We start from the raw sequence: 17,263 nt of genomic DNA on the forward strand, positions 1-17,263 counted from the left end.
CCCGAGTCCTGCGGCGATGGTTACGCGGTCGCGGCATCACGCCCCGTATCGCACGCAAGGGCATGGACTCCAGCCAGCGGCTGGGCCGGCACCGCTGGACTGTCGAACGCACCATGGCCGGGCTCGTCGGATGCCGACGTCTGCACCGCCGCTACGAACGCAAAGCCGGCCGCTTCCTGGCCTTCGCCGGCATCGCCTGCACGGCACTGTGCTGTTCGAGCCTGGCGGGGAGCTGTCTGACGACGAACTCGCGGCCGAGAACATCGGTGAGCTGAAGTGGTGCTCCTTGCCAGACGTCTCCGATGATCGGGGCGTCGCTGCCGGGCGCTGACGGAAGCTCTCGGCGATCAAAGATCACGTTCCGCGCAGACCGCGCCTCTCCGCGATCTGTGGCGCGCGTCCCAGGGGCGTCCCAGAGTCCGTGGAACGTCACAGGCAGCTGACCCAGGTCTGTCAAGTGCTCGTGCTTGTCATGGGCCTGACCGTAAGACCCGCCCCGGCCGGGCCAGAGTCGGTGGCGGGGTGTGGTGATCGCGACTGCGGATCCCAGACCAGTGTGTGATCGCCAGGACAGCCCCTGGTCGAGGGCCTGGTCGAAAGCCTGGTCGAGGCGTCCTTCGGCCTCGCGGTGTATGAGAGACCCGACATCGATCATGGTCTGACCATGCCGCACTCGGTGTACTGCTCCGACTCTGGCCCTTGGCCGCGCGCCTGCAACGGCTACCACGTACGCGCCTCGAACACGGCGGCCGGGATGGTCCTGTTCGAGAGCCTGTGTCCGAGCGCCGAGCGGGCGTGAGCCTCACCTGAGAGGCGACCCGGTCCTTACGGTCCGGCTCTTTCTCCGGTCAGCGGTAGGTGTTGTTGCTGGTGTGATCGCCCTTGAGCCAGGAGGCGAGCTCGGCGTGGGCGGTGCGGCGGCGTTCGGCGTCGCTCGCCTCGATGCCGGGCGCGTCCAGGGTGAATTCGAGGAGCAGTCCGTTGGGGTCGCTGGTGTAGAGAGAGCGGCAGTAACCGTGCTCCAGCACGTACGTGTCATCGGGCCGCCAGCCGGCCGTCTTCAGCCGCTCGGCGATCGCGGTCTGCACCGCCTCGGTGACCTTGAGCGCGATGTGCTGGAACGGCGAGTGCGGCATCTCGGGGCCGAACTGCCTCTGGTCCTCGGGGTCGGCGAACTGGAAGAAGGCGAGCGCGCTGCCGTCGCCGAGGCCGTAGAAGGTGTGACAGTACGTGCGTACCGCGCCGAAGAGTTCGTCGGACTCCTTCCAGGTCGCGACGAGCGGCAGGCCGATGAGGTCCTCGTAGAAGGCCCGGGTGGCCTCCTGGTCACGAGTGACGTAGGCATTGTGGTGCAACCGCGACGGCAGGGACGCGATGGCCGTTGCGGACGTGGGTGCAGGGGAAACCTGGGCCATCGTCGACTCTCCTTTGCGCGGTTCCCTGACTGACAGGTCACGGGAAGCGGATCAGCGGGAAATCGTCGGACACTTGTCCGCTGTACGATCGTTGTTGGATACCTTCTTGCCTGACGCCCCCGGCGTCAAGGTCTGGGAAGGCCCGCTCGGGGGCAGTCGACCCCGCTGCGGAAGAAGGGCGGGACATCGGAGAAGCGGCAGTAACCTTGGGCGACCACCAGTCGTACGACGCGAGAGGCAGGTCCATGCCGCGTACGGGCACCGGGCCGGATTTCATCGAAGCGCTGGCCCGAGGGCTGGACGTGATCACGGCCTTTGCTCCGCAACGGCCGGTGATGTCGCTGTCGGAGGTGGCGACGGCGACCGGTCTGGCCCGGCCGACGGCGCGACGCATCCTGCTGACGCTGGAAGAGCTCGGCTACGTCCGCATCTCGGACAAGGGCTTCGCGCTGACGCCGCGCGTGCTCGACCTGGGCACGGCCTACGTCCGCTCGCTCGGCCTCTGGGACGTCGCCCGGCCGCACATGGAACAACTGGTGGCACATACGCGCGAGTCCTGCTCGATCGCCCAGCTCGACGGCAGCGACATCGTTTACGTCGCACGGGTCGCGGTACCGAAGATCGTGACTCTCTCGGTGCAGATCGGCACCCGCTTCCCGGCGCTCCCGACCTCGCTGGGCAAGGTGCTGCTGGCGGCGCTGGACCCGGAACGGCTGGAGAAGACGCTGGCGGAGCCGACCCGGTCCGGGCTCACTGCGCTGTGGCAGCCGCGCCGCGAGGAACGAGACGCGGTCCTGCGTGAGGCACGGGCCCGGGGCTGGGCTCTGGCCGACGAGGATCTGGCGCTGGGCATCCGCTCGGTCGCGGTGCCGCTGCGTGACGGCGAAGGCCGGGTCATCGCGGCGATCAACGTCAACGCGCATGCGGCCGAGACCTCGGTGAGCAAGCTCCAGGACGAGCACCTGCCGCTCCTGTTGCAGACGGCGGGCGAGATCAGCGGGGACTTCGCCCGGCTGGCGGCCGTGCCGCATGCGGTGGTGGGCCCCCTGTCCTGACGGATTTCGGCCCGGGTGTACGCAGGCGCATGCCCGGGCCGGGCCGGCGGGTCGGTGTCGAGGGCCTCGCAATTCCTCCCGGAGCCCTCGTCGCGAAGAACGGGGGCGTGCCACAATCGTCGCTCAGCGGACAGATGTCCGTCAGGCGGTCGAAGGAGTGGTTCAGTGGAGATGTCTACAGGATCGGCAGCGCCCGGCCGGGGCGGCGGGCCGCTGACCGGGGTGCTGGTCGCCGACTTCTCCCGGGTACTCGCGGGCCCGTACGCGACCATGCTGCTGGCGGACCTCGGCGCCGAGGTGGTCAAGGTCGAGTCGCCCGGCGGTGACGAGACACGGACCTGGATGCCGCCGACCCGCGGCGAGACATCCACGTACTACCTGGGGGTCAACCGCAACAAGCGCTCCATCTCGCTCGACCTGCGCGAGGAGGAGGACGCCTCGGCGGCGCGTGAGCTGGCCCATCGCGCTGACGTCGTGATCGAGAACCTCAGGCCCGGCGCACTCGCCAAGTTCGGTCTGGACTTCGACAGCGTCGCGGCGGCCAACCCCGGCGTCGTCTACGCCTCGATCAGCGGCTTCGGGTCCGGCGCCGGCCGCCATGTACCCGGCTACGACCTGATGGTCCAGGCGATCTCCGGCCTGATGAGCCTCACCGGCGACCCGGAGGGCGAGCCCTACCGCGCCGGTATCTCGGTCTTCGACGTGATGGCCGGCAACCACGCCACGATCGGCATCCTCGCCGCGCTGCGCCACCGCGACGCGACCGGCCACGGTCAGCACGTCGAGGTCAACCTGCTCTCTTCGGCGCTGTCCGGCCTCGTGAACCACAGCTCCGCGTATCTCGCGGGCGGCACTGTGCCTTACCGGATGGGCAACGCCCACCCCAGCGTCTTCCCCTACGAGCCTCTCCCCACTGCTGACCGCGACCTGATCGTCGCCGCCGCCAACGACGGGCAGTTCCGACGTCTGTGCGAGGTGCTCGGCATCCCCGAGACGGCCGACGACCCACGCTTTGCCCACAACCAGGATCGCACCGCCCACCGCGCGGAACTGCGTCCGCTGCTGGTCGAACGGCTGGCCGCCCGTGGCGCGACCGAGTGGTTCGACGCCCTGGTCGACGCCCGGGTCCCGGCCGCGCCCATCAACACCATCGACGGTGGTTTCGCTCTGGCCGAGCACTTCGGACTCGACCCGGTGGTCCAGGTCGGCGAGGGCGAGCGAGCGGTGCCCATGGCCCGGCATCCCATCGCCTTCTCCACCACCCCGGCCCGCTACGAGCTGCCGCCCCCCGAACTGGACGAGCACGGCCCGGAACTGCGCAAGTGGCTCGCGACACCGCGGACTTCGGACGCGGCACGGGAGGCCTTCGGACGCGGCACGGGAGGCCTTCGGTGACTGACCAGCCGTCGTACCCCACCGCGCTCGGCGCCTCCAGCCGCACCGCGATCACCCTGCTCGGCCAGGACCTCGCCCACGACGTCATGGGCGAAGTGGGTTTCGGTGAACTCGCCTACTGGCTCGCAACCCAGCGCCGCCCCACCCCCGGCCAGGTACGGGTCTTCGAGGCCGTACTGGCGGCGCTCGCCGACCACGGCTTCACCCCGACGGCCATCGTCACCCGCCTCACCTACCTGTCGGCGCCGGACTCGGTACAGGGTGCGCTCGCGGCCGGGCTGCTGGGCGGAGGTTCCCGCTTCCTCGGCGTCACCGAGGACACCGGGACCTTCCTGCACGAGGTGCTGGAAGGTCATCCCGGCCCGCTGCCGACCCGCGACGCCGACTGGGACGCGCTTGCCCTTGAAACCGTCCACGCGAGCCGCACGGCCGGCCGGTTCGTGCCCGGCCTCGGCCACCATGTCCACAAGGACGGCGACCCTCGTACGCCCCGGCTGATGGAGATCGCGGCGGAGGAGGAACAGTTCGGCCCCCACTTGTCACTCTTCGCCGCGATCGGGCGGACACATCCCCAGGTCCTGGGCAAGACCCTCCCGTTGAACGGGGCCGGAGCGTGCGGAGCCGCCCTGGCCGACCTTCACCTGCCCATTCCGCTGCTGCGCGGCTTCGCGCTGCTGGCCCGTGCGGCAGGACTGATCGGCCAACTCGCCGAGGAGATTCGTAACCCGGTCGCCAACGACATCTTCCTCTCCGTCGATCTGAACAACCGTCCCGTCGCCCCCGACCCGTACCCCGGAAACCGCCCATGACCGAGCCGCCCGCGCGCGAGCCGTTCGTGCTGCTCGTGCACGGAGCCCATCACGGCGCGTCGTGCTGGGAGGAAGTGACGGAACGTCTGCGGGCGGCCGGCGTCCGCAGCCACGCCATCGACCTCCCCCTCACCTCCTTCACCGACGACACGGAAGCGGTGCGCGCAGCGGTAAGCGAAGGCGCACGACAAGGGCCTGTCCTCCTGGTCGCGCACAGCTACGGCGGGCTGCCGGCCTCGGCCGGCGGGCAGGAGGCCGCCCGCCTGGTGTACGTCGCCGCACGAATGCCCCTGCCCGGCGAGTCCCCGGCACGGCTCACACCCCGCTGGAACGACCCTGCCTTCCGCCGGTCCGCCCGGACGGCCGCCGACGGCACGGTGACCTTGCTGCCGACCGCACGAGACGCGCTCTACTCCGCCACGCCTCCCCACCGTGCCGACCGAGCGGTGGCACTCTGGCGGCCGATGCGCAGCCGCGTACCGCAGGAGCCCCTGGACGACCCGGCATGGCTGACGGTCCCGAGCGCATACGTCGTGTGCGCCGCCGACCGGACCGTCCTCCCCGAGGCCCAGCGCGCCTGCGCCGCTCGCGCCGAAACCCGCCTCGAACTCGACTGCGACCACTCGCCGTTCTACTCCGCGCCCGAAGCCCTGGCCCAGTTCCTCGCCGCGCAGGCCGCCATAGCGGCAACCATCTGACTGTCACGGGCGCGGCACAGGGAACTCATGGCCGTCGGGATCGACCATGACCGCCCGGAGGACCTCGCCCCAGCCGATGTTGTCGGCGGGGGCATGCTGCCGACCAACGAGCACGCCGGCGGCTTCCTCGACGCCGACGCCGAGGCCGCCCTGCGAGCGCTGACAGGAGAGGCCCCACGTTCGGGGCCCGCACCACGAACCTTGTCCTCGGCGCAGCGCCCAGCCTCGCCGTGCGCCTCGAGCGGACCGAGGGCAGTGCGGACGGCGCCGTGTTCGAGTTCGTCCTGCCGGCCGCGGGCCCGCCTCCATCGGCTACGAGGCCGGTGCCCGGGCACGGTCCACGCGCAGCGGTACCGGCCTCTCCACGGGGTCGGCGGAGGGTCTGCCGCTTCTGTGGTAGCGGGGGCGGCTGCTGCCGTGCCTGGTCAGAGGAGGAAGTCCAGCAGTGCCTTCGTCAGCGGTTGCGGAACCTCCTCGGCCAGGAAGTGGCCGGAGCCGGGGATGACGACTCCGGTGACGTCGGTGGCGACCTTGCGCATGTCGTCCGCCGGGGCGGTGCCGGTGCTGTACTCGCCGCCGATGGCCAGGACCGGGATGGTCAGCGGCCCGCCCTCCTTGTTCCAGTGCTGGAACTGCTCGGCGGTCTCGTCGAGGCGGCGATAGACCTCGAAGCTGGCGTGCCGGGCGGCCGGGTCGCGCAGCGCGTCGACGTAGACGTCCACGGCGTGCTGCGGGATGGCGTCGGGCCGGGCGGCCTTGGAGGTGAACTGGTGGCCGAAGTAGATCTCCTCGCGGCCGGCGACCATGCGGTCGTTGATGTCGGCCAGCCGGTTGAAGGCGAAGTGCCACAGGAACTCGTTGGTGACCGGGTCCGACATCAGCGGCGGCGACGGGGAGAAGCCGGGCAGGATGGCCTCGCCGACGACCAGGCGGGTGACGCGGTCGCGGTACTTGGCGGCGAGGGCGTGGCCGACGAGCAGGCCGTAGTCGTAGCCGGCGACGTCGAAGCGGTCGTGGCTCAGGCCGGTCATCAGGGCGGCCATGTCGTCGGCGGCGGTGGCGCCGTCGTAGCCGGTGGCGGGCTTGTCGCTGGCGCCGGTGCCGCGGACGTCGGCGGCGACGACGGTGAAGTGCTCGGCCAGCGCGGGCATGACCAGGCGCCAGTTGTACCAGAACTGGGGCCAGGCGGGCAGGAGCAGCAGCGCCGGGCCGCTGCCGCCGACGACGGCGTGCAGGGTCAGGCCCTCGCTGGTGGTGACGGTGCGGCTGGTGAACGTGTCGGTGAACCCGGCGGGCAGGTTCGGCACGTCGTTGACGGTGAACGGCATGGTGGGGCCTCCTGGTGACGCATGTGTGCCTGGGCTCAGCGGTGCCTGGGCACAACGGCGTCATATTGAAACGGATAACGTATCCATTTGACCGTAGCATAAATGGATGACCTATCCGGTTATGCTGTGGGTATGACCACAGCACCGATGCGCAAGGACGCTGCCCGTAACTGGCAGCGCATCGTCGACGTGGGCCGGCAACTCGTGGACGACGGCGTCCCGCTGCAGCTCAACGACGTCGCCCGCCTCGCCAAAGTGGGGGTGGCGACCGTCTACCGGCACTTCCCGACACCCGAAGCCCTGATGGAGACCGTGGCGACGCCCGGACTGGAAGCCCTGGTGGCCCGCGCCGAACAGGCACTGGAGGAGGACGACCCCTGGCAGGCCCTGACGGACTTCCTGGACACCACCTTGGACGCGCAGCTGACCGACCCCTCCATCACCGCCGTGCGCTCCGCACCGGAACACGTCCTGCCCCGCACAACGGAACTCGCCACCACGATGGACTCTCTGGCCGGCCGGATGCTGGAACGCGCGCACGCTGCGGGGACCGTGCGCGGCGTGGTCACCTGGGAGGACCTGCGGCCGCTCATGTGCGGGATCGCCTACGCCGCCCAGGTCCACGCCGACGACCTGGAGACCCGGCTCGACTCCGGCCGCCGCTACCTGGGCGTGATGCTGCAGGGCATCCGCGTCTGAAGCAGCCGCGCGTCCGCTCTGGTGGGCCTTGATTCCGTTGGGCTGGCCCGCGAAGGGGCATGGGAGACGGTGGTCGGCGTTGGGGAGCGCTCGCCCAGTGGCCCGCCTGACCGACGACATGCCCAGTGCCCCCGCGTCCCCGGCGTGCCCGCCGCGCTGGACGGCGCACCGGCGGATGCTCGCAGTCGGCGACGGTGGACGACGCCTCCACTGAGGCGATCGCCACGGAACCGGACTGCCCTGCCTGCGCGGTGTCGGCCGAGTTCTGCGGCATCCCTCAAGCCTCGCGGCTTCTCAGCGACTTCAGGCCGCGCGGGCGGGTCGCGGCACTGGCACCTGCACCGAGTCCAGGGCGACCGCCGGGTAGAGGTCCGGCAGGTCGGGAGTCAGCGCGGTGGGGCCGCAGACCCAGTCGGTGAAGCCGTAGTCGTACGGGTCGCGTGATTGCAGCAGAGCATTGCGCTGCAGCCGCTTGATCCCTTCGAGGCGCCAGAGCCTGCCCCACTCACGTGCGGTGAGGACCACCCGGCGGCAGTGTTCCGTGCGGACGGCCTCGTACGCCGCGAGGGCCGCCGCCCAGTCGACGCCGGAGGAGTGCCCGGTCCGCTGCGGGCGTCCGGCGCGCATGTGTTCGGCGAGCACCCAGCCGTCCTCGATGGCCATGACGGCGCCCTGGGCCATGTACTGCAGCGGGGATGCGCTGCGTCACCGAGCAGCGCGATCCGGCCGGTCTCCCAGTTCGTGATCGGGCCGTGGTCGTGAATGCGCCACCAGCGGTCGCGCCACATCAGCGGCAGGCCCTGGTGGATCTGGGCGCAGGCGCCCTGGAAGGCCCGGTCGAGCTCGTCACAGCGAACCGGCCCTCGTCCAGCGGACCCAGGTTCTCCAGCACGGCAGGGATGCGGGAAGATGCAACAGCACGAACGGGACTCTCATGATCATCGGGCTTGGACGCCGGCCCAATATCCTGCGCGAAGTAGGGACTTGGGGTTCCGGTCGGCGGCGGAGACCCAACACTAATGATCACCGGAGTCACCAGGGAGCCCGCAGCATGACCGGCACCACGGAAGCCCTTGGCGGGTCGGCTGCAGTCGACAGTGCAGTACGAAGTGTCACGCGCCCGTTCTACGTATACGCCGTGCTCACCAACACGCTGTTCCAGCGCGGCGTATTCGTCCTCTTCCTTCAGCAGCGAGGCTTCTCCGCCGGGCAAGTGGCCCTACTGCAGACACTGCTCTACCTGGTCAGCGGACTTGCGGAGTTGCCGACGGGAGTCGTCGCCGACCGCATCGGCAGGCGTGCCAGCATCGTGATCGGCCAGATGCTGATAGCTGGATGTCTGCTCGGTCAGGTGGCGTTCTCCAACTACTGGGTGTTCCTGGCGCTGTTCATCGGGCAGGGCGTGGGCATGGCATGTGTGTCCGGTTCGGACACCGCCCTGCTGTACGACCTGCTCGTGCGTCGTGGTGCAACGGCCGGCTACGTCAAGATCAAGTCCCGGTTCACCATGCTCGGGACGGTCACCTCGGGAGCCGCGATCGTCCTCGGCGGCCAACTGCAGCAGATTTCCTGGGCAGTCGTCTACGTCGGTTCGGCGGCGTGCCTCGCCCTGGCCGTGGTGGTGCTGATGTCACGGGTGCCCGAGATCCGCGGTGCGGACGCGGTGGACGAGCAGGACGGAGCCGAGGAGGAGCACGGCGACGCCACAGCATGGCGGGCGATGCTTCGGGTCGCCACGCCGGCGCTCGCGACGCTTGTCGTGGTGTCCGGATTGATGCATGCGACTCTGACGCCGTACATCATTTTTACGCAGAAGACCCTCTCCGATCAGGGAGCGGGCACCGCATTGGTCAGCGTGGTCATATCGGCGGGATTCTTCGCCGGCGGGCTCACTCCGCTGCTGTCGGACCGCGCGGACCGGCGCATCGGGTATCGGGTCATAGTCCCGGTGTCTCTCCTGACGCTCGCCGCGGCACTTGGCCTGAGCGGCCTGGGCCTTGTCTGGGTCACCATCGCCGCGTTCCTGGCCCTGGTCGGGATTCCCGAGATCACCGCCGTGATCGTGGACAACGTGTTCAACGAGGCCGTGCCGTCGCGCCACCGGGCGAGCCTGCTGTCGATGATCGCATTCGTGGAGTCGGTGCTCATCGGCATCGGCTATCTCGTCCTCGGCGCGCTCATGGACGGGCTGGGCTCCAGTGTGGGCATGGCCACCTACGCCGCGGTCCCCCTGCTGGCATGTCTCCTGTGGCTCCCGGTGCTCTTCCGAGGGGCACGGGTGACCACCGAGCTCGAGAAGCCCGCCGACCAAAAGGCATCCTGAAACAGACCATCTCGAGCAACGCCCTGCCCGATGGCAGGGGCGTTGCTCGTTGACACGTCGCTCCCAGTCGGCGACAGCCCCCCAACCACGGAAACTTGAAACTGCCCTGGGTGCAGACGACCTCGCCGCGTTCGTCGGGCGGGACGGCACCCTGACCATGGGTTTCCACAGCGGGGCCGTCGACGAGAACTGCCGTGTCCGCCTCGGCGGTTACCCGGGTGCCTTCCGAGAGCTCCTCGGCGTGCGCGGCGACGAGCCCTTCCCCTTGCTGCCAGGTCAGTCGGTCGGCCTGGCCGGCCAGGCCCCGCAGGGCGCGAGCGCCGAACGCGTCGGCCGGGAGGCGGGCGTACGTACCTCTCCCTCATCGACCACGCAGGCCACGGCGCCGAGATCCCAGCCGAACGGGTCGAATGGTCCCCGAGGGAGGCGTCGCCGTGGTCCAAGCGCCGGTGCCGGCCCCGAGCGAGTCAGATGCGGCCGTCGCTTCACACGGCCCGGTGGATGGCGGAGCACAGCAGACCGTGATCAGTGGAGACCGTCTATCCGTGGCTCCGTGGCTCCGGCACTGAAAGTGATCCAGGAGACGAGACGGTGGCCGTACCGCCTCCCCGGTTCGATGGGCGCGGCCGTCGCCGCCCAGGCGCTGGGAAACGGCCACCGCCTCCCGGCGGTACCGGATCACCTGGCGACCCTTGGGCCCGCGTCGGGCGTGGCCATGTGCAGCGCTGCCTGCTCTCCGGGCCGGGACGGCTTGGGCAGGCGGGGTATCCAGACCAGGCCGATGGCCGCCGCGGCCAGCATCAGGCCGAAGAGCGTGCCGGACTGCGAGCCGCTGCCCCCGGCTACCGCACCCTGGAGATAGCCCCCCACCCCGGAGCCGGCCTCACCTCGGCCGGCGCCTCCCTCGCCACTCCCTACGGCACGGCATCCGTCGACTGGTCACTCAGCGGCACCACGCTGACGGTGGACGTCTCGCTGCCACCCGGCACGACCGGACGGTTCAGTACGCCTGAAGGCTGGCGTTGCAGCACGCAAGCCGACCGCCTCGGACCCGGCGCCCACCGCCTGATCCTCCACTCCGACGACCGCCCCGTACGATCAGGGAAATCCCCTCGCTCGTACTGAGCCAGGGCGCCGACCGCGTCGGCGGTCTCCAGGGCGAGGTCGGATTCGGCGCGCCCCATGGCGATGCCGGTGTGGGCGACGGCGAGCGCGGGGGCGTCGTTGACGCCGTCGCCGACCCCTGGCTTCCGGCCTGCCTTCTCCGACCGGTGACGAACTGGTGGGCGCGCATGACTGGTTGACCGCGCAGGAACCTGGCTCCACGCATCAAGCCCCCTTGGAATCGATCATCTAGGCTGGCGCGGTGACTGATGAGCAGGAGCGGGTGCAGCCGTCGGGAGTGTGGGCCACGGCGGTGGGGGTGGCCAGGGTGCGCGCGGTGGAGACCGAGCGGGAGAACGCGCTGTTCCGCGACCCACTGGCACAGGCCTTCGCCACCGCCGGCGGCCTGGGGCCCTCCTCCTCCTCCTCGCCGCCGCTGCCCGACGACGAGGCCGCGCGGCGCCGCCGACTGGGCGTGGCGTTCTCCATCGTCATCAGGACGAAGTTCCTCGACGACCTGTTGAAGCAGGCCTCCGCGTCCGGGGTCCGGCAGGTCGTGCTGCTCGGCGCCGGCATGGACAGCCGGGCCTTCCGGATGGACTGGCCCGAGGGCACCCGGCTGTTCGAGGTCGACACCGCCGCGCCACTGGACTTCAAGGCTTCGGTGCTGCGCCAGGAGCGGTCCGTCGCACGCTGCGAGCGGATCACCGTCGCGGTGGATCTGCGTGACGACTGGCCGGGCGCGCTGGCCGCCGCAGGGCACGACCCGGCCGTGCCGACCGTGTGGATCGCAGAAGGACTGCTGATCTATCTGCCCGAGGACGCGGTGGAGCTGCTGCTGGCCCGGATCGGCGCGCAGTCGGCGGCAGGCAGTCGGATGGGGCTGACGCTGGGCTCGCGCGGCGTGATCGAGCGCTTCGGCGCGGACGCCGTTCCGGGATCGGCCGCGTCCATGTGGGTCTCGGAGATGCCCGACGACCCGGTGGGCTGGCTGGCCGGGCACGGCTGGGAGGCCGACAGCCACACCCTGCGCGAGCGCGCTGCCGCCTACGGCCGCCCGATCAGCACCCCGCCGCAGCGCGAGGAGAGGCCCGGCGGACTGATCTCGGCGGTCCGCCGGTCATGCGCGCACTGACCGCCTACGACCACTGAACCCCATGCACTGATCGGCGCAGCTGACGAAGGCTTGCGGCGTCGTGCATGGAAACCTGGCGGCATGGATACGTTCGTGGGCCGGCTCGACGGCGGATGGAAGTGGTGGGTCTTGCCTGCGTCGATGCCGGCCCAGATCGCGGCCATGGTGCCTCCGTGCGGTGCGGTGTGTTGATGCCTTCCGACGGACGACCTCGCTGTCGATTCCCTACAGAGCGATCATTCGCAATTCCTAATTGGCAGCCGAGTCGTCGTGGGGCGTCGGGCGGCGAATCAACACGAGCCACGTCCGGCAGAGGGCTGAGAGCCACACCCGACGCCCCTGGGTGGGCCAACCACACGAAGGGCTCGCCCGGTCTGGTAGAAGAACGTAGGGAGGGCTGAGCCGTTGTGGGTGGAGACGTTCACGGGGCTGCGGGCGGAGCAGTTCGAGCGGTTGTTGAAGGTGGTGCGGGAGCGGGGCGGCGACGGGCCTCGGATCGGGCGACCATGGTGTCTGCCGCTCGCCGACCGGGTACTGGTGGTGGCTGTCTACTACCGGACGAACCTGACCATGCGGCAGCTCGCGCCGCTGTTCGGGGTCTCGCCGGCCACGGTGTGCCGGGTCGTCCAGCGGCTGCGGCCGCTCCTCGCGCTCGGGCCGGTCTCTCGTCCCGCCGGGGCTGCGGACCGCTGTGGATCGTGGACGGCACGCTGGTCCCGGTCCGTGGCCGCAAGGTCGGCGCCTCGAGCCGCGACTACCGGTTCTCGGCGAACGTGCAGGTCATCATCGACGCCGACACACGCCTGGCGGTGGCCGCAGCCCGTCCGGCCCCGGGCGACAAGGCCGACGCCCATGTCTGGCGCAGCTCCGGCCTGCCGGAGCAGTGCCAGGGTGCGCGACGGCGGGCGGCTCGACGACCCGTTGGGTTTCGAGCATGAGGGTGACAGGTTTCTCGTGGGTGAGTGGCAGCGGCGCCGTTGCCGCCGGTGGGATCAGCGGTCGCCGCCGGGTCGCCCCGGTGCACCGTGGGTCGCCGCCAGATGCGCCCGCAGGGTCTCCGCGAACGTGTCGGCCGCTTTGGCCAGAAGGTGGCCGAGCAGGGTCTCGTGCTCGTCGGCCAGCACATGCAGTCGCTGGGGCCTCGGCCGCAGCGCGGAGACGCTCATCCGGCGCTGGCGGTCGCCCAGCGTGGCGTAGAAGCGGCCCGCGAGACGGTTCCCAGAGGCATCGACGATGCCGCGGTGGAAAGCCTCGTCCGCGGCGGCGAACGCGTGGACGTCGCCGTCCTGCGCCAGTTCGCGCTGCCGGGCGATCAGCCCGCGCAGGCCGTCCTCGCTCTCGGGGGTGAGCCCGTCCCGGGCGATGCTCTGCGCGGCGGACTGTTCCAGCGCCTGCCGCAACTCCAGCACGTCCGCGGCCTCGCCCGTCGGCACGGGTACGACGACGGCCCCGCGCTTGGGGTGCAGGGCCAGCAGTTCCTCGGACTCGAGCCGCAGGAACGCTCCACCACCGGAGTCCGGCTCATCTGCACCCGCTCGACGATCTCGCCCTCGCTGATCAGGGTGCCGGCGGCCAGCTCACCACTGAGGATGAGCTCCTTGGTGACGGCGTACACCGTCTGCGCGGCAGACGCGCGCCCCGCTCTTTCGGCCATGGAATGACCCTGGCATCCATAGATACAAGCTTCCATCCATGAATGGATGGAAGCTGTGGCCGCCCCAGCGGCGCCGAGGGGCCGTAGCCAGATATGAGCCCGGGTCGTCCGTCCTGCGGTTTCGAGCTGGAGGCGCCGCCGACGGCCGCTTCGGGTGACGGGCCGAGAGCCGTTCCGCCGGTGTCGCGCGGCCTCGTTGGCGTTCCCGCTCCGGAGGTCGACGCACCGGCTGCCGCGCGTTTGCCGGCGCGGTCGAGCGGCAGGGCGGCAGTCCGTACGACTGTCCGTTTCCTCCCCGTCTCGCTGCGGCGTTCCGGCCGATGAACTCGACCGCGACGACTTTGCGCGCGCCCACTTCGAACTCGACCCTCTCGGCCATTACACCCGCTCCGAGGTCTCACCCTCCACAACGACGAATCAGAGCGTGCCGGTGCGGTCGTCATTGGGGCATGGCCGTCAGATGAACCGTCAGATTGCCTTGGAGGCAAAGAGTTGTGCCCCACGAAATCGACCTGTCCTGGTGAGGCCCTGGTAACACGCGCTTGTTCCGGATGACTCCGTTCGGAAATACCTCGCGGCTGAAGTATTCCTCCATAAGGCAGCGGCGAGAGGTCACTGCCTCGGTGCCTCCCCTGGAGGATCTCATGCCTGAGACGTATTTTCACGTGCGCTGGCCCGATGGCGAGACCCAGCGCTGTTATTCCCCTTCCACCGTGGTCGAGGACTATTTCACCGCGGGCGACGAATACGAACTCGCGGACTTCGTGGAGCGCAGCCGTACGGCGCTCGGTATCGCCGGGGAGCGGGTGAAGGAGAAGTTCGGCTTCTACTGCACCGGCGCGTCGGACCAGCTCGCTCAGATCGAACGGACCGCCGCCGCGTACCGCACCCTCTCCGGCGCGAAGGTGACCGTCGAGTCGCTGACCGGCGCGGACGGGAGCCTCCGGTGAGCCCGGCATCCCAGCTCGCCGGGGCCCACTACCCGGTCGCCGTGATCGGTGGCGGCCAGGCCGGCCTGTCCGTCAGCTACGCCCTGCGGCAGCGCGGCGTCGAGCACGTCGTGATCGAGGCGAACCGGGTCGGACACGAGTGGCGCGAGCGCCGCTGGGACTCCTTCTGCCTGGTCACCCCGAACTGGCAGTGCCGGCTTCCCGGCTTCCCCTACCAGGGCGACGACCCCGACGGCTTCATGGTCCGCGACGAGATCGTGCGGTACCTGGAGGACTACGTCGCCTTCTTCCGGCCGCCGCTGGTGGAGGGCGTGTCGGTCACCCGGCTGCACCGGGCGCCGGAGGGGACGTACGAACTCGCCACCACGGCCGGGGACTTCACCGCCGACCAGGTGGTGGTCGCCATCGGCCCGTACCACACGCCGTCCATTCCGGCGATGGCCCAGCGCCTGCCCGACGGCGTCGCGCAGGTCCACTCCTCCGGCTACCGCAGCGCCGAGCAGCTCCCCGAGGGCGCGGTGCTGGTGGTGGGCACCGGTCAGTCCGGCTGCCAGATAGCCGAGGACCTGCACCTGGCGGGACGGCAGGTGCACCTGGCCGTGGGCAGCGCCCCGCGCGTGGCCCGTTTCTACCGGGGCCGGGACTGTGTGGCCTGGCTGGACGACATGGGCCACTACGGCAAGTCGATCGACGAGTTCGACGACGCCGGCGCGGTCCGGATGCGGGTCAACCACTACGTGACGGGGCGCGACGGCGGCCGGGACATCGACCTGCGCTCCTTCGCCCGGGACGGGATGCGCCTGTACGGGCGGCTCACCGACATCGGCGGCGAGCGCCTGGAGTTCGCCGACGACCTGAAGGTGAACCTGGACCACGCGGACGCGGTGGCGGACGGCATCAAGGACGCCATCGACGCCCACATCGCCGGGCGGGGCATCGACGCCCCGGAGGAGGCGCGGTACGTACCCGTGTGGGAGCCGGCCGAGCAGCCCCGCAAACTCGATCTCGCCGAGGCCGGCATCACCTCCGTCGTCTGGTCGACAGGCTTCCGCCGCGACCACCGGTGGATCGAGATCCCCGTCTTCGACGGGCGCGGCTACCCCATGCACTGGCGTGGCGCCACCAACGTGCCCGGCCTGTACTTCCTGGGTCTGCCCTGGCAGTACTCGTGGGGTTCGGGCCGCTTCGAGGCGGTGGGCCGCGACGCCGAGTTCCTCGCCGACCACATCGACGCCTCCCGTCGCCTCGCCGACGTGTGCGGCGCCCTCACCGGCGCGCCGGGCGAACTCGCCTCCGCGCTCCCGATCGGCTGAAAGCCCCATGGTCTACGACGCACACCGCCACATCGGCGTCCTGCCCGCCTTCCCCTTCTACGGCGGCCCGCCCGTCAACCCCGACACCACCGCCCGCGCCACGGTCAAGCAGCTGATCGCCGACCTGGACGCGGAGGGCACCGAACGCGCCCTGGTCATCCCCAACTACGGCGTCCCCGACCCCGCCATCGCCTTCTCCTTCAACGAGCTGGCGATCGAGGCGGCCCAGACGGACGACCGGATCCGCGCCGGACTGTGGGTCTCGCCACGGCCGGAGGACGCCGAGCGCACCGAGCAGGCGCTCAGGCTCGCCGGCGAGCCCGGAGTAAAGGCGCTCAAGCTCAGCTTCCTGCTGGGCGGGCGTCCCACCGACCCCGCCTGCCGCCCGCAGCTGGACCGGATCTTCGCCACCGCCGCCCGCCACGGCCTCGTGGTCCACGTCCACACCTCCCCGGGCGCCGCCTCCGACATCGACGAGGTCGGCCACCTGGTGGACTGGTACGCCGACCGGGTCGCCGTCCATCTCGTGCACTTCGGTGGCGGGATGAGCGGCCACATCAAGCTCGCCGGCTCCCGGTTCTTCGACTGGATCGCGGCCGGCAAGCGCGTCTACACCGACCTCTCCTGGGCCATCGGCTTCCTGCCGCACTGGCTGGCCCGGGAGATCGAGCACCGCGGCATCGGCCACGACCGGGTGCTCTTCGCCAGCGACCAGCCGTGGGGGGACTTCGCGGGCGAGTACGCCCGGATGACTGCCGCGACCGGCGGTGGCGAACTCGGCGACCTCGTCTTCCGGGACACCTTCGCCGCGCTCTACGACTGACGTCCACCCCCTTCCGTAAACACAAGGAGACAGCCATGTCCGCATCCCCCGCCGAGCTCAGCGACGTCGAGCAGAAGTCCCTCGACGAGATCCCGCACCCCTCCCTGCCCGAGGGCTCCAGCATCTACGGCTCCACCAAGGTCTTCCCCGACTACCAGGCGGAGAACGGCGAGACCTACTTCACCCTCGTCCACGGCATCGCCCACGAGTCCTCGGTGTCCTTCGTCGCTGTCCTGCAGGCCACCCGCGCCCTGCGCAAGGGCTTCGAGACCGCCATCTACTTCTACGGCCCCGGCTCCCTCAACTGCCTGGCCACCCGCGGCTTCCCGACGGTCGGCAACTCGGCCTTCCCCGGCGAGCACAACATCAACAACCAGCTGAAGACGTTCATCGCCGAGGGCGGCAAGGTCTACTGCTGCCGCTTCGGCCTCTCCCTGCACGGCGCCCGCGAGGAGGACCTCATCGAGGGCGTCATCCCGGCCCACCCCCTCGACGTCCAGGACGCGCTGATCCACTACGCGCGCAAGGGCGCCGTCATCAACTCCACCTACCAGCTGTAAGG

18 protein-coding genes and 3 pseudogenes are annotated in these 17,263 nt (G+C 70.3%); 16 read left to right on the forward strand and 5 right to left on the reverse strand.

Features of this window, described 5'->3' with window-relative positions:
* Nucleotides 1-2: 2 nt before the first annotated feature.
* Together ACIBAF_RS37165 and ACIBAF_RS37170 are read left to right on the forward strand one after the other, a co-directional pair.
* Nucleotides 3-275: pseudogene (locus tag ACIBAF_RS37165) on the forward strand (transposase); the annotation flags it as partial.
* A 389-nt stretch (nucleotides 276-664) separates the two neighbouring features.
* On the forward strand, nucleotides 665-799 hold the full coding sequence (locus ACIBAF_RS37170; protein ID WP_399469072.1) for a hypothetical protein: 135 nt from the start codon (nucleotides 665-667) through the stop codon (nucleotides 797-799).
* 49 nt (nucleotides 800-848) lie between these two features.
* Here the strand turns inward: ACIBAF_RS37170 and ACIBAF_RS37175 are convergent, their stop codons facing one another.
* On the reverse strand, nucleotides 849-1,415 hold the full coding sequence (locus ACIBAF_RS37175; RefSeq protein WP_399469074.1) for a VOC family protein: 567 nt from the start codon (nucleotides 1,413-1,415) through the stop codon (nucleotides 849-851).
* Between the two features lie 245 nt (nucleotides 1,416-1,660).
* Between ACIBAF_RS37175 and ACIBAF_RS37180 the strand changes: the two genes are divergently transcribed.
* The 4 genes from ACIBAF_RS37180 (at nucleotide 1,661) to ACIBAF_RS37195 (ending at nucleotide 5,372) form a co-directional block, all read left to right on the forward strand.
* Nucleotides 1,661-2,470 carry an IclR family transcriptional regulator C-terminal domain-containing protein gene (locus ACIBAF_RS37180; protein WP_399469199.1) on the forward strand — a complete coding sequence of 270 codons (810 nt, stop codon included), beginning with the start codon at nucleotides 1,661-1,663 and terminating at the stop codon, nucleotides 2,468-2,470.
* Nucleotides 2,471-2,641: 171 nt separating this feature from the next.
* Nucleotides 2,642-3,865 (forward strand): CaiB/BaiF CoA transferase family protein, encoded by a 1,224-nt coding sequence (locus ACIBAF_RS37185; protein ID WP_399469076.1) that lies wholly within the window; start codon nucleotides 2,642-2,644, stop codon nucleotides 3,863-3,865.
* Complete coding sequence (locus tag ACIBAF_RS37190; protein ID WP_399469078.1) at nucleotides 3,862-4,674, forward strand: citryl-CoA lyase; 813 nt, start codon at nucleotides 3,862-3,864, stop codon at nucleotides 4,672-4,674. The genes ACIBAF_RS37185 and ACIBAF_RS37190 overlap by 4 nt, the downstream gene beginning before the upstream one ends.
* Nucleotides 4,671-5,372 (forward strand): alpha/beta fold hydrolase, encoded by a 702-nt coding sequence (locus ACIBAF_RS37195; protein WP_399469080.1) that lies wholly within the window; start codon nucleotides 4,671-4,673, stop codon nucleotides 5,370-5,372. Before ACIBAF_RS37190 ends, ACIBAF_RS37195 begins: the two co-directional genes overlap by 4 nt.
* 425 nt (nucleotides 5,373-5,797) lie before the next feature.
* Here the strand turns inward: ACIBAF_RS37195 and ACIBAF_RS37200 are convergent, their stop codons facing one another.
* Nucleotides 5,798-6,700: an alpha/beta fold hydrolase gene (locus ACIBAF_RS37200; protein WP_399469082.1), complete on the reverse strand. Its 903-nt coding sequence runs from the start codon at nucleotides 6,698-6,700 to the stop codon at nucleotides 5,798-5,800.
* A 132-nt stretch (nucleotides 6,701-6,832) separates the two neighbouring features.
* Between ACIBAF_RS37200 and ACIBAF_RS37205 the strand changes: the two genes are divergently transcribed.
* Nucleotides 6,833-7,399: a TetR/AcrR family transcriptional regulator gene (locus ACIBAF_RS37205; RefSeq protein WP_399469084.1), complete on the forward strand. Its 567-nt coding sequence runs from the start codon at nucleotides 6,833-6,835 to the stop codon at nucleotides 7,397-7,399.
* Nucleotides 7,400-7,702: 303 nt separating this feature from the next.
* Here the strand turns inward: ACIBAF_RS37205 and ACIBAF_RS37210 are convergent, their stop codons facing one another.
* On the reverse strand, nucleotides 7,703-8,080 hold the full coding sequence (locus ACIBAF_RS37210; protein WP_399469086.1) for a hypothetical protein: 378 nt from the start codon (nucleotides 8,078-8,080) through the stop codon (nucleotides 7,703-7,705).
* A gap of 370 nt (nucleotides 8,081-8,450) precedes the next feature.
* Between ACIBAF_RS37210 and ACIBAF_RS37215 the strand changes: the two genes are divergently transcribed.
* Together ACIBAF_RS37215 and ACIBAF_RS37220 are read left to right on the forward strand one after the other, a co-directional pair.
* Nucleotides 8,451-9,722, forward strand: coding sequence for an MFS transporter (locus ACIBAF_RS37215; protein WP_399469088.1), 1,272 nt, complete (start codon nucleotides 8,451-8,453; stop codon nucleotides 9,720-9,722).
* A gap of 49 nt (nucleotides 9,723-9,771) precedes the next feature.
* Nucleotides 9,772-10,005: pseudogene (locus ACIBAF_RS37220) on the forward strand (beta-galactosidase trimerization domain-containing protein); the annotation flags it as partial.
* A 395-nt stretch (nucleotides 10,006-10,400) separates the two neighbouring features.
* On the opposite strand, the gene ACIBAF_RS37225 reads toward ACIBAF_RS37220, so the two are convergent.
* Complete coding sequence (locus ACIBAF_RS37225) at nucleotides 10,401-10,592, reverse strand: hypothetical protein (protein WP_399469207.1); 192 nt, start codon at nucleotides 10,590-10,592, stop codon at nucleotides 10,401-10,403.
* Here ACIBAF_RS37225 and ACIBAF_RS37230 point away from each other — a divergent pair.
* The 3 genes and pseudogenes from ACIBAF_RS37230 to ACIBAF_RS37240 all read left to right on the forward strand — a co-directional run.
* The gene (locus tag ACIBAF_RS37230) at nucleotides 10,581-10,847 is read left to right on the forward strand and encodes an alpha-L-rhamnosidase C-terminal domain-containing protein (protein ID WP_399469201.1); all 267 of its coding nucleotides are present in this window, start codon (nucleotides 10,581-10,583) and stop codon (nucleotides 10,845-10,847) included. The genes ACIBAF_RS37225 and ACIBAF_RS37230 overlap by 12 nt on opposite strands.
* Before the next feature lie 277 nt (nucleotides 10,848-11,124).
* Nucleotides 11,125-11,961, forward strand: a complete 837-nt coding sequence (locus ACIBAF_RS37235; protein ID WP_399469203.1) for a class I SAM-dependent methyltransferase — start codon at nucleotides 11,125-11,127, stop codon at nucleotides 11,959-11,961.
* 405 nt (nucleotides 11,962-12,366) lie between these two features.
* Nucleotides 12,367-12,857: pseudogene (locus tag ACIBAF_RS37240) on the forward strand (transposase family protein); the annotation flags it as partial.
* Nucleotides 12,858-12,953: 96 nt separating this feature from the next.
* Here ACIBAF_RS37240 and ACIBAF_RS37245 read toward each other — a convergent pair.
* Complete coding sequence (locus ACIBAF_RS37245; RefSeq protein ID WP_399469090.1) at nucleotides 12,954-13,394, reverse strand: GntR family transcriptional regulator; 441 nt, start codon at nucleotides 13,392-13,394, stop codon at nucleotides 12,954-12,956.
* A gap of 865 nt (nucleotides 13,395-14,259) precedes the next feature.
* Between ACIBAF_RS37245 and ACIBAF_RS37250 the strand changes: the two genes are divergently transcribed.
* Genes ACIBAF_RS37250 through ACIBAF_RS37265 form a run of 4 tightly spaced genes read left to right on the forward strand, consistent with a single transcriptional unit; the run spans nucleotide 14,260 to nucleotide 17,261 of the window.
* On the forward strand, nucleotides 14,260-14,565 hold the full coding sequence (locus ACIBAF_RS37250) for an MSMEG_0570 family nitrogen starvation response protein (protein WP_399469092.1): 306 nt from the start codon (nucleotides 14,260-14,262) through the stop codon (nucleotides 14,563-14,565).
* The gene (locus tag ACIBAF_RS37255; protein ID WP_399469094.1) at nucleotides 14,562-15,878 is read left to right on the forward strand and encodes an MSMEG_0569 family flavin-dependent oxidoreductase; all 1,317 of its coding nucleotides are present in this window, start codon (nucleotides 14,562-14,564) and stop codon (nucleotides 15,876-15,878) included. The genes ACIBAF_RS37250 and ACIBAF_RS37255 overlap by 4 nt, the downstream gene beginning before the upstream one ends.
* Nucleotides 15,879-15,885: 7 nt before the next feature.
* Nucleotides 15,886-16,701 carry an amidohydrolase family protein gene (locus ACIBAF_RS37260; RefSeq protein ID WP_399469096.1) on the forward strand — a complete coding sequence of 272 codons (816 nt, stop codon included), beginning with the start codon at nucleotides 15,886-15,888 and terminating at the stop codon, nucleotides 16,699-16,701.
* 35 nt (nucleotides 16,702-16,736) lie between these two features.
* Entirely contained in the window at nucleotides 16,737-17,261 is a 525-nt protein-coding gene (locus tag ACIBAF_RS37265; protein WP_399469098.1) for an MSMEG_0572/Sll0783 family nitrogen starvation response protein, read from the forward strand.
* The last annotated feature ends 2 nt before the right edge of the window (nucleotides 17,262-17,263 follow it).

The sequence above is a fragment of the Streptomyces sp. NPDC051677 genome (genome assembly GCF_044453465.1).
Lineage (GTDB): Bacteria > Actinomycetota > Actinomycetes > Streptomycetales > Streptomycetaceae > Streptomyces.

Excerpts from the sequence above, each read along its gene's own strand:
- ACIBAF_RS37170 (WP_399469072.1), top strand. The coding sequence starts at position 665 with ATGCCGCACTCGGTGTACTGCTCCGACTCTGGCCCTTGGCCGCGCGCC.
- ACIBAF_RS37185 (WP_399469076.1), top strand. The coding sequence starts at position 2,642 with ATGTCTACAGGATCGGCAGCGCCCGGCCGGGGCGGCGGGCCGCTGACC.
- ACIBAF_RS37205 (WP_399469084.1), top strand. The coding sequence starts at position 6,833 with ATGACCACAGCACCGATGCGCAAGGACGCTGCCCGTAACTGGCAGCGC.
- ACIBAF_RS37260 (WP_399469096.1), top strand. The coding sequence starts at position 15,886 with ATGGTCTACGACGCACACCGCCACATCGGCGTCCTGCCCGCCTTCCCC.
- ACIBAF_RS37215 (WP_399469088.1), top strand. The coding sequence starts at position 8,451 with ATGACCGGCACCACGGAAGCCCTTGGCGGGTCGGCTGCAGTCGACAGT.
- ACIBAF_RS37180 (WP_399469199.1), top strand. The coding sequence starts at position 1,661 with ATGCCGCGTACGGGCACCGGGCCGGATTTCATCGAAGCGCTGGCCCGA.
- ACIBAF_RS37175 (WP_399469074.1), bottom strand. The coding sequence starts at position 1,415 with ATGGCCCAGGTTTCCCCTGCACCCACGTCCGCAACGGCCATCGCGTCC.
- ACIBAF_RS37265 (WP_399469098.1), top strand. The coding sequence starts at position 16,737 with ATGTCCGCATCCCCCGCCGAGCTCAGCGACGTCGAGCAGAAGTCCCTC.
- ACIBAF_RS37250 (WP_399469092.1), top strand. The coding sequence starts at position 14,260 with ATGCCTGAGACGTATTTTCACGTGCGCTGGCCCGATGGCGAGACCCAG.
- ACIBAF_RS37200 (WP_399469082.1), bottom strand. The coding sequence starts at position 6,700 with ATGCCGTTCACCGTCAACGACGTGCCGAACCTGCCCGCCGGGTTCACC.
- ACIBAF_RS37210 (WP_399469086.1), bottom strand. The coding sequence starts at position 8,080 with ATGGCCCAGGGCGCCGTCATGGCCATCGAGGACGGCTGGGTGCTCGCC.
- ACIBAF_RS37195 (WP_399469080.1), top strand. The coding sequence starts at position 4,671 with ATGACCGAGCCGCCCGCGCGCGAGCCGTTCGTGCTGCTCGTGCACGGA.